Raw genomic sequence first — 16,133 nt, 5'->3', positions numbered from 1 at the left:
TCAGCCGCGCAGCGAGGGCATCCCGAGCACGACCGGACCCGCGGACGGCGCCGTGCCGTGGGAGTGCTCGTCCTCGCCGCCACCCAGACGGGCAGTTTCCCGCTGCGCCCAGGCCTCTCCCGACCGGGTGCGGCGCACGGCGTACGCGCCGCCGTCGAGCACGGCGTCCGCGACGAGGAAGTGCGGCGCCGACCGCGTGACCCCCACGGTCACGACGTCGCCCGGCCGCGGCAGGCGCGGGTCGAGCGTCGCGGCGTCCGCGAGCCGGGGGTCCTCCAGGGAGGTGGGAGCGCCGGCGAGCCCTGCGGCCCCGGCGGCGGACTCGAGGTCGTCCAGCAGGTCGGCGGGCAGCGCGAGGTGCACGAGCCGGTTGTCCGGGGCGCGGCCGGAGAGCCGGTGCGTGGCGCCGTCCTTCTTGCCCGTGCCCTCGGAGACGAGGACCTCGACGGTGCGTCCGACCTGGCGGGCGGCCTCCTCGCCGGCGATGCGCTCCTGGAGGGCGAGCAGGCGCTCGAACCGCTCCTGCACGACCTCCTTGGGCAGCTGCGCGTCCATGGTCGCGGCCGGTGTGCCGGGGCGCGGCGAGTACTGGAACATGAACGCCGAGCTGAACCGCGAGGCCTCCACGACGCGCAGCGTCTCGCGGAAGTCCTCCTCGGTCTCCCCGGGGAAGCCGACGATGATGTCGGTGGTGATCGCGGCGTCCGGCATGGCGGCGCGCACGCGGTCGAGGATGCCGAGGAACTTCGCCGACCGGTACGACCGCCGCATGGCGCGCAGCACGCGGTCCGACCCGGACTGCAGCGGCATGTGCAGGCTGGGCATGACGTTCGGCGTCTCGGCCATGGCCGCGATGACGTCGTCGGTGAACGCCGCGGGGTGCGGGGAGGTGAAGCGCACCCGCTCCAGGCCCTCGATCGTGCCGCAGGCGCGCAGCAGCTTCGCGAACGCGCCACGGTCGCCGAACTCGACGCCGTAGCTGTTGACGTTCTGGCCCAGCAGGGTGACCTCGACGGCGCCGGCGGCCACGAGCGCCTCGACCTCCGCCAGGACCTCGCCCGGGCGGCGGTCGCGCTCCTTGCCGCGCAGGTGCGGCACGATGCAGAAGGTGCAGGTGTTGTTGCAGCCCACGGAGATCGACACCCAGCCCGCGTAGACGGACTCTCGCCGCGTCGGCAGCGTGGACGGGAAGACCTGCAGCGACTCCGCGATCTCCACCTGGGCGTCGGCGTTGTGCCGCGCGCGCTCGAGCAGCACCGGCAGGGCGTCGAGGTTGTGCGTGCCGAACACGACGTCCACCCACGGGGCCTTGGAGACGATCTCGCCGCGGTCCTTCTGCGCGAGGCAGCCGCCCACGGCGATCTGCATCCCGGGCCGGTCCGCCTTGATCCCCGCGAGCTGCCCGAGGTTCCCGTAGAGCCGGGTCGCGGCGTTCTCGCGCACGGCGCAGGTGTTGATCACGACGACGTCGGCGCGGCTCGCCGCCTCGTCCTCGGCGGTGGCGCGCGTGTAGCCGGCCTGCTCGAGCATGCCGGCCATGTGCTCCGAGTCGTGCACGTTCATCTGGCAGCCCAGGGTGCGCACGAGATAGGTGCGCTGGCCGGACGGCTGGTCCGTGGGACGGGCCGACACGGCGGGGCTCTGCGTGGTACTGGACATCGCATCTAGGGTACGGTGCCCGACGGCCGGGCCCCGACGAGGCGACCCACCCCCTGCTCGACGACACTGGACCACGACACCGGTCCACGACGCTCGACGACACGCGGCCGCCGCCGCCGGGACTCGGACCGCGCGCTGTGCGCGTGCACTGTTACTGAACCGTTGCGGAACCGGACAACCCGGTGCTGGTCGCGGAAACACCGAGTGGATAGGTTCGAGAGATGGATCACGGCGAAGCGACCACGACGACCGACCCCGCAGAGGCGTCGTCCTCCCTCGGGGCCCCGCTCGTCGAGCTGAAGAACGTCAACAAGCACTTCGGCGACCTGCACGTGCTGCAGGACATCGACCTCACCGTCCGTCGGGGCGAGGTGCTCGTCGTCATCGGCCCGTCCGGCTCCGGCAAGTCGACCCTGTGCCGGGCGATCAACCGGCTCGAGACGATCGACTCGGGCGAGATCCGGATCGACGGCCAGCCCTTGCCGGAGGAGGGCAAGGCCCTGGCGAAGCTCCGCGCGGACGTCGGCATGGTGTTCCAGGCGTTCAACCTCTTCGCGCACAAGACGATCCTGGAGAACGTCACGCTCGGACCGGTCAAGGTCCGCAGGGAGCGCGCCTCCGCCGCGAAGGAGCGTGCCCTGCAGCTGCTCGACCGGGTCGGCGTGAAGAACCAGGCCCAGAAGATGCCCGCCCAGCTCTCCGGCGGGCAGCAGCAGCGCGTCGCGATCGCCCGGGCGCTGGCGATGCAGCCCAAGGTGATGCTCTTCGACGAGCCGACCTCGGCGCTCGACCCGGAGATGATCAACGAGGTCCTGGACGTCATGGTCGCCCTCGCGAAGGAGGGCATGACGATGATCGTCGTCACGCACGAGATGGGCTTCGCCCGCAAGGCAGCGAACCGCGTCGTCTTCATGGCGGACGGCCAGATCGTCGAGGAGGCCACCCCCGAGGAGTTCTTCACCGCGCCGAAGAGCGACCGCGCCAAGGACTTCCTCTCCAAGATCCTCTCCCACTGACCCACCCACGACCACAGCCACGCAAGGGCGGGAACCCCCGCCGGCCGCGCGGTCCGGGACCTGACATCGGCGTCCCCGGCCCGTCCGGGCGACCACAACGAAGGGTAAGAACGATGCGCACACGACGACACGCAGGGGCCGCCACGCTCGCCGCACTGACCGCTCTCACGCTCGCCGCCTGCGGCAGCGGTGAGGTCGGCGGTGACGGTGGCGAGGAGACCGGGGGCTCCGGGGGCGGCGACACCATCAAGATCGGCATCAAGTTCGACCAGCCCGGCCTGGGCTACCAGGACGGCAGCGAGTACACGGGCTTCGACACCGACGTCGCCCGCTACGTCGCGGACAAGCTCGGCTACTCCGAGGACCAGATCGAGTGGGTCGAGGCGCCGTCGGCCAACCGCGAGACGATGCTGCAGACCGGCCAGGTCGACATGATCTTCGCGACCTACTCCATCACCGACGAGCGCAAGGAGCAGGTCGCGTTCGCCGGCCCGTACTTCATCGCCGGCCAGGACCTGCTCGTCGCGGCGGACAACACCGACATCACCGGGCCCGAGACGCTCGAGGGCAAGAACCTCTGCTCGGTGACCGGCTCGACGTCCGCGCAGCGCATCAAGGACGAGTACGCCGAGGGCGTGCAGCTCGTGGAGCGGCCCGGCTACGCCGAGTGCGTCACCGCTCTCACCGCCGGCCAGGTGGACGCGGTCACGACCGACGACATCATCCTCGCCGGCCTCGCCGCGCAGGACGCCAACAAGGGCAAGGTGAAGGTCGTCGGCAACCCGTTCTCCGAGGAGAAGTACGGCGTCGGGCTGCCGCAGGACAACGACACCTGCGAGGACATCAACGCGGCCATCACCTCGATGATCGAGGACGGGTCGTGGGAGAAGGCCGTCCAGGCGAACACCGAGGGCACGGGCTACACGCCGAACGCCGACCTCAACCCGCCGACGCCGGACGCCTGCGCCTGACGCGCCGTCCGACCGTCCGATCGGCACGAGGGGAGCGGCGCTCGCCGCGCCGCTCCCGTCGTGCGTCGACCACTCGCCCGTCCAGCGCGGCTCCGGCCGCATCCCCCGGAGGCTGACACACCGTGGGTGACTTCCTGTCCCAGTTCGGCGCCCTTTTCGCCGAGTACCCCGTCGCGAGCGCGTTCTGGGTCAACATCCAGCTGACGTTCTGGGCCGCGATCTTCTCGCTGATCCTCGGGACCGTCCTCGCACTCATGCGGATCTCGCCCATCGCGAGCCTGCAGTGGGCCGGCGCCGCCTACGTGAACGTCCTGCGCAACACACCGCTGACGGTCATCATGACGTTCCTGTTCCTCGCGGTGTGGACGCAGCTCCAGATCACGTTGTCGGACGACTTCGCGCAGAACTTCTTCCGTTTCGGAGTCATCGGCCTGACCGTCTACCACGCGGCGTTCGTGTGCGAGGCGATCCGCTCGGGGGTCAACACCGTCCCGCTGGGCCAGGCGGAGGCCGCCCGCGCGATCGGGCTGTCGTTCCTGCCCGCCGCCCGGCTGATCATCCTGCCGCAGGCGTTCCGCGGCGCGATCGCGCCCCTCGGCAACACCCTGATCGCGCTGCTGAAGAACTCGACGGTCGCGGTGGCGGTGAGCGTCTCGACGGAGACGTCGACCCTCATGCGGGAGATGATCGAGAGCAACGCGAACTACATCTACGCGATCTTCATGATCTTCGCGATCGGCTTCGCGGTGCTCGTGATCCCCATCGGGCTGCTCACCACCTACCTCTCCAACCGACTGGCGGTGCGCCGATGAGCTCCCAGCAGTCCGTCCTCTTCGACGCCCCGGGCCCCCGCGCCCGGCGGTGGATCGTGCTCGGCAACGTCCTGGGCGCGCTCGTGGTGCTCGGCATCGCCGCGCTCGTCGTGGCGCAGCTCGCGGCCAAGGGTCAGTTCGCCGCGGCGCTGTGGGAGCCGATCTTCACGTCCAGCGCATGGCAGAACTACTTCATCCCCGGCCTCCAGAACACCCTGCGCGCCGCGGCGTTCGCCATCGTCGGGGCCGTCGTGTTCGGCCTGATCTTCGGGTCCGGGCGCCTCGCGCGCGTGCGCGCCGTCCGCTGGCTCAGCGGCGTGGTCGTGGAGTTCTTCCGCGCCGTGCCGGTGCTGCTCATGATGGTGTTCTTCTGGCTGCTGTTCGGCTTCAACCGGATCAGCGACGACCCCGCCTTCCTCGCGGTCGTGATCGCCCTCATCCTCTACAACGGCTCCGTGATCGCGGAGCTGGTGCGGGCGGGCGTGGGCAACCTGCCGAAGGGCCAGTCCGAGGCCGGCCTCGCGGTCGGGCTCACGGGCGGGCAGGTGCTGCGGTCCATCCAGCTCCCCCAGGCGCTCATCGCGATGCTGCCGGCCCTGGTGTCCCAGCTCGTGGTGGTCCTCAAGGACACCGCGCTCGGCCAGATCATCACGTACAACGAGCTGCTGCGCGCGGCGCAGATCTTCGGCAACGGCCACAGCAACAACCTGCAGACGCTGACGATCGCCGCGCTGATCTTCATCGTCATCAACTGGGCGCTGACCGCCGTCGCCCGCTGGCTGTCCCGCTACCTCAGCGGGCGCACGTCGGGCGTCACCGCGGCCGGCCCCGGCATCGGCAACCCGACCGCCGTGGCCGGCGCCAGGCCGGCAGGTCCCGGCAACGCGATCGCCGCCACCGGGGACCCGAGCGCGACCTGACGCTCCGGCGCCCACCCGCGGATCTCGGTCCCGACCACGCATCGCGAAGACACGCTCGACCGGCACGGAGCCCAAGGACAAGGCGAGGCTCCACCCGATCATTCCCGACCGGGTGGAGCCTCTCCACGCCCTTGACAGAACTGGCTACGTATCAGTACTCCGCGCCGGGGAAGTCGTCGAGGTCGCCCTCGCCCTCCTCCGCGAGCGCGTCGCGGACGACGCCGAAGGAGACGCCCGGCGCGTAGCCCTTGCGCCCGAGCGCCCCGACAGCGCGACGCACGCGCACGTCGCGGTCCAGCCCCCTGGTGCGCGCCACGTGCTTGCGGGCCAGGGCGAGCGCGGCGGCCCGCTCGTCGTCGGGGTCGACCTGCTCGAGCGCGTCCGCGGCCGTGTCCTCGGCGATGCCGCGGCGGCGCAGCTCCATCGCGAGCGCGCGGCGCGAGAGCCCGCGCTCGGCGTGCCGCGTGCGCACCAGCATGTCGGCGTACGCGGCGTCGTCGACCAGCCCCACCTCGTCGAACCGGTCGAGCACCGGCCCCACGACGGCCTCCGGGTAGCCCTTGCGCGCGAGCGACTGCTCGAGCTCCGCGCGGCTCTTCGGGGCCGCCGTGAGGATGCGCAGCAGCGTCTCGCGCGCCTTCTCCGTGGCGTCCTCGACCGTCAGCTCGCCGGACTCGAGCCGCTCGGCCACCGTGCGGCGCGCCGGGCGCGCGCGCGACGTGTGGCCGTTCTCGGGCCCTTCCCCCGTGTTCCCGGACCAATCGCGGCCGTCCCCGCGCGAGCCGTCCTGACGGCGGCCGCGACGCTTCCCCACGCCGCGACCGCCCGAGGCAGTATCCCCCGAAGTCACGCTCGCCCTCCCCCGGCGACCTCGACGGGCGCCGTGCCGTCCGGGACGACGCCCGCCGGCGCGTCCCGGACGATCGCGGTTCCGGACCGGTCGGTGCCCGTCAGAACGGCGCCTTCTTGCCCTTGGCGCCCGCCTTGGCGGCGGGTACCGGGTCGACGGCCAGCCCGGTCGCGGAGCCCGCGTCACCGGACGCCGGCGCGGCGGCGTCCGCGGCGGGGGCGTCCAGCTTCGCGCCCACCCCGAGCTTCTCCTTGATGCGCTTCTCGATCTCGTTCGCCAGGTCGGGGTTGTCCCGCAGGAACGCGCGGGCGTTCTCCTTGCCCTGGCCCAGCTGGTCGCCCTCGTAGGTGAACCACGAGCCCGACTTGCGCACGAAGCCGTGCTCCACGCCCATGTCGATGAGCCCGCCCTCGCGGGAGATGCCCACGCCGTACAGGATGTCGAACTCCGCCTGCTTGAATGGCGGCGCCATCTTGTTCTTGACGACCTTGACGCGGGTGCGGTTACCGACCGGCTCCGTCCCCTCCTTGAGGGTCTCGATGCGGCGGATGTCCATGCGCACCGAGGCGTAGAACTTCAGGGCCTTGCCACCCGTGGTGGTCTCCGGGGAGCCGAAGAAGACGCCGATCTTCTCGCGGAGCTGGTTGATGAAGATCGCGGTGGTGCCCGACGCGCTCAGCGCACCGGTGATCTTGCGCAGCGCCTGCGACATCAGGCGGGCCTGGAGGCCGACGTGACTGTCGCCCATCTCGCCCTCGATCTCGGCCTTCGGCACCAGCGCGGCGACCGAGTCGATGACGATGATGTCCAGCGCGCCCGAGCGGATCAGCATGTCCGTGATCTCCAGGGCCTGCTCGCCGGTGTCCGGCTGGGACACCAGCAGGGCGTCGGTGTCGACGCCGAGCTTCTTGGCGTACTCCGGGTCCAGGGCGTGCTCGGCGTCGACGAACGCCGCGATCCCGCCGGCCCGCTGGGCGCTGGCCACGGCGTGCAGCGCGACCGTCGTCTTGCCGGAGGACTCCGGGCCGTAGATCTCGACGACCCGGCCGCGCGGGAGCCCGCCGATGCCGAGCGCCACGTCGAGCGCGATCGAGCCGGTGGGGATGACCTCGACGGGCGCGCGGCCCTCGTCGCCGAGGCGCATGACCGAGCCCTTGCCGAAGCTGCGGTCGATCTGGGCGAGCGCGGCCTCGAGTGCCTTCTCGCGGTCTGCCGTTGCGGGCATGTCGGTCACCTTTGCGTTCTGGGCGCGGCGGCTGCGCGCCGGCGTTCGTGGCTGCGTGCTCATGTTGTCGTCGACCGTACGTGCCGCCACCGACACGGTCGGCGCGGTCCGTCGCGGCTGTGGAGGACGACGTCCGAGGACCCTCCTGGGGGCAGACTCTACCCGAACACCTGTTCGAGGCCGTCGTCATCCGCGGGAGTGTCGCCGGGCGTGTCGCGCCACGTCCCGCCGGGCCGCAGGACCACCACGCGCACGTCCGGCGCGGCCCGGCGGCAGGCCGCCGCGAAGGCCTCCCCGGCGTGGTCCATCCACCCGCGCGGCAGGTGCTGCCCGCCCGGCACGTGCAGCGTGCCCCAGTGCACCGGCACGGCCACCCGCGGCCGGACCTCCGCGCACACCTCGGCGGCGCCGCGAGGTCCGAGATGACCGCCCGAGAGCCGCGGGCCCCAGCCCGCCACGGGGACCAGCGCCACGTCCACCCGCCCGCCGGCCAGGTCCCGCACGCGCCCCACGCCCGCGTAGTGCTCGGTGTCCCCCACGGCCCACACCGTCGCACCCGCGCCGCGCACCAGGTGCCCGCTCGCGGCGTTCGGCCGGTGCGGCATGGGCCGGTCGCCGTGCACCGCCGCGGTCAGGAGCACCTGCACGCCCGCGACGTCGTGCCAGCCTCCGTGCTGCGGGACGTGCTGCGGGACGTGCTGCGCTCCGTGCGGAGCAGGACGCGCGACGTCGCGGCCGGGCGGGCGCGCCGCCGCGGGCGGCAGGTCGAGCCCGACGCCGCGCAGCCCCTTGCCGCGCAGCCAGCGGGCGTTCGCCGGCGCCGTGAGCACCGGCACGTCCCCGAGCAGCCGCAGCGAGCCCAGCTCGGCGTGGTCGTGGTGCAGGTGGGACAGCAGCGCGGCGTCGGCGCCCCGCCACGCCGCGGCGTCGGGACGATCTCCCCGGCGCCGCAGGAGGCCCGCGTGCCGCCGCAGCAGCGGGTCGGTCACGAGCCGGGCGACGCCCCCGTCCGCGCGGGGGACGTCGAGGACGACGGTCGAGTGGCCGAGCCACGTCACGCGGAGCCCCGGGCCCGCGGCGGGCCCGTGCTCGCCCGCGCCACCGCCCGGCGTCCCGCTCACGCCCCCTCCCGCAGGCCGAGAGCGGTGAGCCAGGCGACGAGCCTCCGGTGCACCGCCTCGGCGCCCACCAGCACGCGGGCGCCGTCCACCTCCTCGCGCTCGTCGTCGGGCACCACGAGGTCGACGGGGTGCAGCAGCAGCGCCTCGCTCTGCGCGCCGCCCAGCCCGCCGTGGGAGCCCACCAGGCCCTCGAACGCGTGCACCCGGCCCATCGGGCCGACGGAGGACACGACCACGAGGTCGCCCGCGTCCTCCAGCCCGACGACCCGCAGCAGGTCGGCGCGCGCCCGCGACCCGTAGCCGGCCAGGGGGTCGCGGCCGGTGACCCGCCCGGTCGCCAGGTCGTGGGAGCCCAGCCGCCCGCGCGCCACCGGCCCCTGCGACCCGTGGACCACGACGAACCCGACCGCCGGAGACTCGACCAGCCCCGGCACGAGGGCGGGCCACCGGGCCGCCACGTCCGCGGCGGACAGCCGGCGCGGCTCGCGGCAGAACCAGACCATCCCGAGGTTGCCCGACCCGATGACCTCGACCTCGGGCAGGTCCGCGCGCCCCGTGTCCCGGTCCGGCCCGACCAGGAGCCGGCCGTCGCCCTCGCCCGTGCGGCGCAGCGCGTGCAGCGCGGTGTTGGCAGGGCCCCACGCCTCGCCGTCCGCGTCGCCGTCCGCACGCTCGCCCCGCGCCGGGACGGGGAGCGCCATGAGCCGGCGCACCTCGTCGGCGAACGACCGCCCGACCACCTGGTCGAAGGTCGCCCCCAGGGACTGCCCGTGGTCCGACACGACGACCGTGCGGTAGCGCCGCGGGGCGCCGCGGGCGATCTCCTCCCACAGCCCGAGCACGCGGTCGAGGCCCTCCAGGGCGCGCAGCGCCTCGGGCCGTAGCGGGCCGGCGTGGTGCGCGATCTCGTCGTAGTCGACGAGGTCGACGCACACCACGGGCGCGCCGCGCACGAGCTGCTCGGCCACGAGCGCCGTGTTGAGGTCGCGCAGCAGCACGTTCGTCACGGCCCGCAGCACCGGGTACCAGCCGCGCCGGGACACCCGGGGACGCACCCCGCGCACCACCTGCTGCCACCCCTGGTACACCTCCTTGAGCGCCTCGCCGACGGTGCCGACCACCGCCCGGACCAGCACGAACGGGCTAGAGAAGAAGCGCACGAACAGCTGACCGGGCCCGAGCCCCTCCGCCGCGCGGCTCATCACGAGCAGGCTGGTCGGCGCGTCGCCGGAGAACATCGTCGACACCGCCACCCCGCCGTCGGCGAGCAGGCCGCGGCCGTCGGAGGCGGACCGCTCCACCTCGGCGGCGTCCGACGGCCGGTTCGTCACCACCAGGCGCCCGAGCCGACGCGACCACCAGCGGAAGGCCGGCACCACGTCCGTCGTGCCGTGCAGCAGGCCGAGCGTGCTGGCCGGGGTGGTGCACGGGACGCGCGCCCACCACGACTCCAGCCGGTGGCTGCCCGACCCCAGCCAGGCCTCCATCGTGGGCACGAGCCCCGCTTCGAGCGCGTGGTCGAGCGTCGGGCGCGCGACGCCGTCGAGCATGACGACGAGCACGCCCGCAGGCCGATCGTCCGTCGCTCCGCCGGAGGCGCCGGCGACGACGCCGGGCTCGTCGCCGGCAGCCCGGCGCGGGAGACCGGCGCGGCGGCGCGCCCGGCGCAGCAGGTCGCCGACGACGTACGCGTTGTCCCGCGCGCCGACCACCCAGTGGCCGCACGCCATCACCACCGCGGCGAGGACGAGGACCACCAGCACGTCGGCCCACGAGTCGCTGGTCACGCCGGGCAGGAACGTCAGCGCGGCCCAGACCACCAGCACCTGCGCGGCCAGGCCGAGCAGGAGCGCGCCGACCGCCCCGCCCGCGCGCGCGAGGCGTCGCAGCGGCGCCCGCAGCAGCGCGTCGCCGAGGCCCACGACGAGCGCCGCGAGCAGCACGTCCCACGGGGAGGCGACGCGCACGCCGTCGACCAGGGCGATCGCGACGCCGAGCCCGGCGGCCGTCGAGGCCAGGGACCAGAGCGCGGCGCGGACGTCGGCCACCGTCACGAGCGGAGGGCGGCGGTCAGGCATGACGCCATGATGCCGCGCGGGAGCGGGGTCGGCGCGGAGTCGAGCCCGGCGCGGACGACGACGGGCCCGACGGGCGGGGCGGCGGGCGGACGGTCAGCGGGCCGGCGGCGCCTGGCGGCGGTCGTCGCGGCCCCAGCGCTCCGCGTCGGGGACGTCGAGCGCGTCGCACAGCGCGTGCCAGACGTCGCGCGGCTCCAGCCCTGCCTCGAGCGCCTCGGCCGGGGTCCGGCCGTCGAGGCGCGGCAGCACCTGCTCGCGCACGAGGGCGCGTCCGTAGGCGGGTCCGAAGACCTCGTCGACCAGCTCGGCGAACTCGCGATAGCGCACGCCCCCAGCCTCGCACGGCCAGGCGAACGGTCGGGACGCCCGCCCCCACCCTGCGGGCTGTCGGTGCTCCCTGCCAGGATGACGAGGTGGTCGTCCCCCCGTCCGGCGTTCCCGCCGACCCCGCCGTCGTCCATGGCGGCGCGCACGACGACGTGCTCGCGCGCTTCGGCCCCGCGACGCGCGCGTGGTTCTCGGGCGCGTTCGCGGCACCGACGGCGGCGCAGGCCGGGGCGTGGGACGCCATCAGCTCCGACCGGCACGCGCTCGTCGTCGCCCCGACCGGGTCCGGCAAGACGCTCGCGGCGTTCCTCTGGGCGATCGACCGCCTCACGACCACGCCGCCGCCGGAGCGGGCCCGCCGCTGCCGGGTGCTGTACGTCTCCCCGCTCAAGGCGCTCGCCGCGGACGTGCAGCGCAACCTGCGATCCCCGCTGGCCGGCATCCGGCAGGCCGCCGCGCGCGAGGGGCTCACCGTCGAGGAGGTGACCGTCGGCGCGCGCACGGGCGACACCCCCGCGTCCGAGCGCCGCGCGTTCGCCACCCGTCCGCCGGACGTCCTGGTCACCACCCCCGAGTCGCTGTTCCTGGTCCTCACGTCGCAGGCCCGGGCGGGCCTGGCGGGCGTCGAGACCGTGGTGCTGGACGAGATCCACGCGGTGGCGGGTACCAAGCGCGGCGCCCACCTGGCCCTGAGCCTCGAACGCCTCGACGAGCTGCTCGACCGCCCGGCGCAGCGGATCGGCCTGTCGGCCACGGTGCGCCCCGTGGAGACCGTCGCCGGGTTCCTCGCCGGGCACCGCGCGCCCTCTGACGGGGGCCGCGAGGTCGTCGTCGTGCAGCCCGAGTCCACCAAGAAGTGGGACATCGACGTCGTCGTGCCGGTGCCCGACCTCGCGGACCTCGACGCGGGCGGCGTCCCCGACCCGACCGCCCCGCAGCCGACCGCGCCGGAGGCCCGGGGTGGCGGGCTCGGCGACGAGGAGCTGGACCTCACCGGCGACGCCGCCTCGCCGCTGCGCCGCGCGTCCGTGTGGCCGCACGTCGAGGAGCGGGTCGTGGACCTGGTCGCCGACCACCGCTCGACGCTGGTCTTCACCAACTCCCGCCGGGGCGCGGAGCGGCTCACCGCCCGGATGAACGAGATCTGGGCCGAGCGCTCCGGCGTCGACCTCCCGGACGCGGGCACGCAGTGGCCGGCGCAGACGCAGGGGCAGTCGGGCGCGTCGGTCGGGCTCCCCGACGGCGACGGCGCCTCGGTGCTCGCCCGCGCGCACCACGGCTCGATGAGCCGCGTCGAGCGCACCCGCACCGAGTCCGACCTCAAGGCGGGCCGGCTGCCCGCCGTGGTCGCGACGTCGTCCCTCGAGCTCGGCATCGACATGGGCGCGGTGGACCTGGTGGTGCAGGTGGGCGCGCCGCCGTCGGTCGCGAGCGGGCTGCAGCGCATCGGGCGCGCCGGGCACCAGGTGGGCGCGGTGTCGCACGGCGTCGTCTTCCCGACCTTCCGCGGCGACCTGGTGCCCGCGACCGTGGTGGCGCAGCGGATGCGCGCCGGCGAGATCGAGCACCTGCACGTCCCCGCCAACCCGCTGGACGTGCTCGCCCAGCAGGTGGTGGCGGCGCTCGCGACGGACGACTGGCAGGCCGACGACCTGCTCGCCGCCTTCCGGCGGGCGCACCCGTTCCGCTCGCTGGGCGACGCGACGTGGCGGGCCGTGCTCGACATGCTCGCGGGACGCTACCCGAGCGAGGAGTTCGCCGAGCTGCGCGCGCGGATCGTCTGGGACCGCGCCACCGGCCGCCTCTCCGGCCGGCCGGGGGCCCTCCGGCTGGCGGCGACGAGCGGCGGCACCATCCCGGACCGCGGGCTGTACGGCGTCTACCTCGCCACCGAGGCCCCGACGTCGGGGGCGCCGGCGGACGGCGGCGGCGCGGTCGACCGCCCCCGCGGCGGGAAGCGCGTGGGTGAGCTGGACGAGGAGATGGTCTACGAGTCGCGCGTCGGCGACACGTTCACGCTCGGCTCGTCGACGTGGCGGATCGAGGAGATCACCCCCGACCGCGTCCTGGTCACCCCCGCGCCGGGCCTGCCCGGACGTCTGCCGTTCTGGAAGGGCGACTCCCCCGGCCGCCCTGCCGAGCTGGGGCGCGCGGTCGGCGCGTTCGTCCGCGAGACCGACGCGCTGCTGGCCGCCGACGAGGAGCGCGGCACCGGACGCGGCCGGGAGGTGCTGCGCGACGCCGGGCTCGACACGTGGGCCGCGGACAACCTCGCCGCGTACCTGGGCGAGCAGCGCCGCGCGACGGGGCGGCTGCCCGACGACCGCACCGTGGTGGTGGAGCGGTTCCGCGACGAGCTGGGCGACTGGCGCGTCGTGATCCACTCCCCGTTCGGGGCGCCGGTGCACGCGCCGTGGGCGCTGGTCGTCGCCGCGCGGCTGCGGGCGCGGTACGGCACGGACGTCGCGGCCATGCACGCCGACGACGGGATCGTGCTGCGGCTCCCCGACGCCGGCGACTCCGGCTGGGACCTCGGCGGACCGGGGTGGGGCGGGGCCGACGGCGGGGGGCACGACGACAGGCCGGGCGGGGCGGGCCGCGGCGACGCCCCGGCGGTCACGGCCGAGGACCTGCTCGTGGAGCCCGACGAGGTGCTGGACGCCGTGCGCGAGGAGCTCGGCGGCTCGGTGATGTTCGCCGCCCGCTTCCGCGAGGCGGCGGCGCGGGCGCTCCTGCTGCCGCGCCGCCGCCCGGACCGGCGGCAGCCGCTGTGGCAGCAGCGGCAGCGGGCGTCGCAGCTGTTGCAGGTGGCGTCGCAGTTCCCGGACTTCCCGATCATGCTCGAGGCCGCGCGCGAGTGCCTGCGCGACGACTTCGACGTCGCGGCGCTCACGGACCTCATGCGCGACCTCCAGGGCGGCCGGGTGCGCCTCGTCGAGGTGACGACGTCGACGCCGTCGCCCTTCGCGCAGGCGCTGTTGTTCGGGTACACCGCCCAGTTCCTGTACGACGGCGACGCGCCGCTCGCGGAGCGTCGCGCGGCCGCGCTGTCGCTCGACCCGGACCTGCTGACGGAGCTGCTCGGCGAGCAGGGCGCCACCCCGCTCGCCGACCTCCTCGACCCGGGCGCCGTGGAGCGCACCGAGGCCCAGCTGCAGTCGCTGGCGACGGACCGGCAGGCGCGCGACGCCGAGGGCCTGTGGGACGTCCTGCGCCGCACCGGGCCGCACCCGGTCGCCGCCCTGCGGGAACGCACCCGCGAGGAGTCCCGCGAGCGGGTCGAGGAGTGGCTGGCCGACCTGGAGGGCTCCCGCCGCGTCATCCGCGTGCGCCTGGGCCGGCGCGACGGCGAGGACACCGAGCAGTGGGCCGTGGTGGAAGACGCCGGCCGGCTGCGCGACGCACTCGGCGTGGCGCTGCCCGTCGGCGTGCCCGAGACCTTCACCGAGCCGGTGCCCGACCCGCTCGGCGACCTCGTCCGGCGGCACGCCAGGACGCACGGGCCGTTCCCCGCCGTGGACGTCGCGCGGCGGTTCGGGCTCGGCATCGCGGTCGTGACCCAGGTGCTCTCCCGGCTGGAGGCGGCCGGGGCCGTGGCGCGCGGAGCGCTGCGGCCGTCGTCGCTGGGCGGCACGGGTGACGAGTGGTGCGACCCGGAGGTGCTGCGCACGCTGCGGCGCAGGTCGCTCGCCGCGCTGCGCGCCGAGGTCGAACCGGTGGAGCCCGAGTCGCTCGGCGTCTTCCTGCCACGCTGGCACGGGATCGGGGTGCGGGTCGGCGGCGCCGGGTCCGGCGGCGGGGCGCTGCGCGGCGCCGACGGGGTGCTGCGGGTCGTCGAGCAGCTCTCCGGTGCGGCGGTGCCGGCGTCGGCGCTCGAGACGCTCGTGCTGCCCGCCCGCGTCTCCGACTACTCCCCCGCCGTGCTCGACGAGCTCACCACGGCCGGCGAGGTGCTGTGGTGCGGGCACGGCCGGCTGCCGGGATCGGGCGGCGGTGACGGAATGGTGAGCCTGCATCTGGCCGACGGCGCCCCGCTCACCCTGCGCGACCCGGACCCGGTGGACGAGGGTGGCCCCCTCGACACGGACCTCCACCGGGCGGTGCTCGACCTGCTCACCGGCTCGGGTGGCTACTTCCTGCCCCGCCTCGCCGAGCTCGCGGACGCGAGCCAGACGGCCACCCTCGACGCCCTGTGGGACCTGGTGTGGGCCGGGTGGGTGACGAACGACCGCCTGGGTCCGCTGCGCGAGTCGCTCGGAGGGTCGTCCCGGCGCGGCGGTGGCGCCCACCGGGCCCCCGCGGCCCCCGGCCGGGCCAGCCCGGTGCGGCCCTCCCGCTTCGGGCGGGCCCGTCCGACGTCCGCGACCGTCGTCCCACGCGCGGGGGGCGGCCGCTGGTCCGCGCTGCCCGCCGTGGAGCAGGACCCGACGGTGCGCGCGCACGCCCTCACCCAGGTGCTGCTCGAGCGGCACGGCGTCCTGACGCGGGCCGCGGCGCCCGCGGAGGGCGTGACCTCCCGCTTCCGCGCCGTGTACCGGGTGCTCCGGGTGCTCGAGGAGCGCGGCGCCGTGCGCCGCGGCTACTTCGTCGAGGGCCTCGGCGGATCGCAGTTCGCGCTGCCCGGCGCGGTCGACCAGCTGCGCACCGACGCCGCCGACCGCGCCCGTGCCCGGGACGCGCTCGTCGAGGGCGACGACGGTGCGCGGGCGGGGAGGTCCGAGCCGGGCGCCGTCCTCCTCGCCGCGACCGACCCGGCCAACCCGTACGGGGCGGCCGTCGCCTGGCCGCGCACGGCGGTGTCCGGGGCCCGGGACCCGGGCGCGGACGACGGCGGAGGCTCGCACCGCCCGGGGCGCAAGGCCGGCGCGGTCGTCGTGCTGGTCGACGGCGAGCTGGTGCTGTTCGTGGAGCGCGGCGGGCGCACGGTACTGTCCTTCGGCCGCGGCGACGCGGGCGACGGCCCCCGCCTCGCCGCCGCGGCCCGGCTGCTCGTGTCCGAGACGCGCGCCGACCGGCTGGGTCGCGTCACCGTGCAGCGCGTCGACGGCGTCCCCGCGCTCACCGCCGCCCGCGACCGGACGCCTGCCGCGGCCGCGCTGCTCGACGCCGGCTTCGGCGTGACGCCCCGCGGCCTGCGCCCGGCCTGACCGGACC

General features: G+C 75.2%; 11 protein-coding genes. 5 read left to right on the top strand and 6 right to left on the bottom strand.

The genetic code is table 11. From position 1 onward, the window contains the following. Nucleotides 1-1,659, bottom strand: a complete 1,659-nt coding sequence (miaB, locus tag ACQP60_RS03705; RefSeq protein ID WP_429728488.1) for a tRNA (N6-isopentenyl adenosine(37)-C2)-methylthiotransferase MiaB — start codon at nt 1,657-1,659, stop codon at nt 1-3. A 221-nt stretch (nt 1,660-1,880) separates the two neighbouring features. Here miaB and ACQP60_RS03700 point away from each other — a divergent pair, with 221 nt between their 5' ends. From ACQP60_RS03700 to ACQP60_RS03685, 4 genes are all read left to right on the top strand, one after another. Then, a complete protein-coding gene (locus ACQP60_RS03700) occupies nt 1,881-2,675 on the top strand; it encodes an amino acid ABC transporter ATP-binding protein (protein ID WP_429728486.1) in 795 nt (264 codons plus the stop codon). 113 nt (nt 2,676-2,788) lie between these two features. After that, nucleotides 2,789-3,646: a glutamate ABC transporter substrate-binding protein gene (locus ACQP60_RS03695; protein ID WP_429728485.1), complete on the top strand. Its 858-nt coding sequence runs from the start codon at nt 2,789-2,791 to the stop codon at nt 3,644-3,646. A 122-nt stretch (nt 3,647-3,768) separates the two neighbouring features. Beyond that, complete coding sequence (locus ACQP60_RS03690) at nt 3,769-4,458, top strand: amino acid ABC transporter permease (protein WP_429728484.1); 690 nt, start codon at nt 3,769-3,771, stop codon at nt 4,456-4,458. Next, nucleotides 4,455-5,378 carry an amino acid ABC transporter permease gene (locus ACQP60_RS03685; RefSeq protein ID WP_429728483.1) on the top strand — a complete coding sequence of 308 codons (924 nt, stop codon included), beginning with the start codon at nt 4,455-4,457 and terminating at the stop codon, nt 5,376-5,378. Before ACQP60_RS03690 ends, ACQP60_RS03685 begins: the two co-directional genes overlap by 4 nt. A gap of 151 nt (nt 5,379-5,529) precedes the next feature. On the opposite strand, the gene ACQP60_RS03680 is transcribed toward ACQP60_RS03685, so the two are convergent. From ACQP60_RS03680 to ACQP60_RS03660, 5 genes are all read right to left on the bottom strand, one after another. Beyond that, nucleotides 5,530-6,192 carry a regulatory protein RecX gene (locus tag ACQP60_RS03680; RefSeq protein ID WP_429728482.1) on the bottom strand — a complete coding sequence of 221 codons (663 nt, stop codon included), beginning with the start codon at nt 6,190-6,192 and terminating at the stop codon, nt 5,530-5,532. A gap of 136 nt (nt 6,193-6,328) precedes the next feature. Next, complete coding sequence (gene recA / locus ACQP60_RS03675; RefSeq protein ID WP_429728481.1) at nt 6,329-7,453, bottom strand: recombinase RecA; 1,125 nt, start codon at nt 7,451-7,453, stop codon at nt 6,329-6,331. A 158-nt stretch (nt 7,454-7,611) separates the two neighbouring features. Beyond that, the gene (locus tag ACQP60_RS03670) at nt 7,612-8,574 is read right to left on the bottom strand and encodes an MBL fold metallo-hydrolase (RefSeq protein WP_429728480.1); all 963 of its coding nucleotides are present in this window, start codon (nt 8,572-8,574) and stop codon (nt 7,612-7,614) included. Next, nucleotides 8,571-10,652, bottom strand: coding sequence for an alkaline phosphatase family protein (locus ACQP60_RS03665; protein ID WP_429728479.1), 2,082 nt, complete (start codon nt 10,650-10,652; stop codon nt 8,571-8,573). The genes ACQP60_RS03670 and ACQP60_RS03665 overlap by 4 nt, the downstream gene beginning before the upstream one ends. Nucleotides 10,653-10,745: 93 nt before the next feature. After that, a complete protein-coding gene (locus ACQP60_RS03660) occupies nt 10,746-10,979 on the bottom strand; it encodes a DUF3046 domain-containing protein (protein ID WP_429728478.1) in 234 nt (77 codons plus the stop codon). A 152-nt stretch (nt 10,980-11,131) separates the two neighbouring features. On the opposite strand from ACQP60_RS03660, the gene ACQP60_RS03655 reads away from it, so the two are divergent. Continuing rightward, a complete protein-coding gene (locus ACQP60_RS03655; protein ID WP_429728805.1) occupies nt 11,132-16,126 on the top strand; it encodes an Lhr family helicase in 4,995 nt (1,664 codons plus the stop codon). Nucleotides 16,127-16,133 lie beyond the last annotated feature (7 nt).

The sequence above is a fragment of the Isoptericola variabilis genome, from assembly GCF_050311655.1.
Lineage (GTDB): Bacteria > Actinomycetota > Actinomycetes > Actinomycetales > Cellulomonadaceae > Isoptericola > Isoptericola variabilis.
This window is presented reverse-complemented; position numbering and strand designations above follow the sequence as displayed.

Bases quoted from the DNA above. Each gene is read 5' to 3' on its own strand.
- ACQP60_RS03695 (WP_429728485.1), top strand. From the start codon at position 2,789: ATGCGCACACGACGACACGCAGGGGCCGCCACGCTCGCCGCACTGACC.
- ACQP60_RS03685 (WP_429728483.1), top strand. From the start codon at position 4,455: ATGAGCTCCCAGCAGTCCGTCCTCTTCGACGCCCCGGGCCCCCGCGCC.
- ACQP60_RS03665 (WP_429728479.1), bottom strand. From the start codon at position 10,652: ATGCCTGACCGCCGCCCTCCGCTCGTGACGGTGGCCGACGTCCGCGCC.
- miaB (WP_429728488.1), bottom strand. From the start codon at position 1,659: ATGTCCAGTACCACGCAGAGCCCCGCCGTGTCGGCCCGTCCCACGGAC.
- recA (WP_429728481.1), bottom strand. From the start codon at position 7,453: ATGCCCGCAACGGCAGACCGCGAGAAGGCACTCGAGGCCGCGCTCGCC.
- ACQP60_RS03700 (WP_429728486.1), top strand. From the start codon at position 1,881: ATGGATCACGGCGAAGCGACCACGACGACCGACCCCGCAGAGGCGTCG.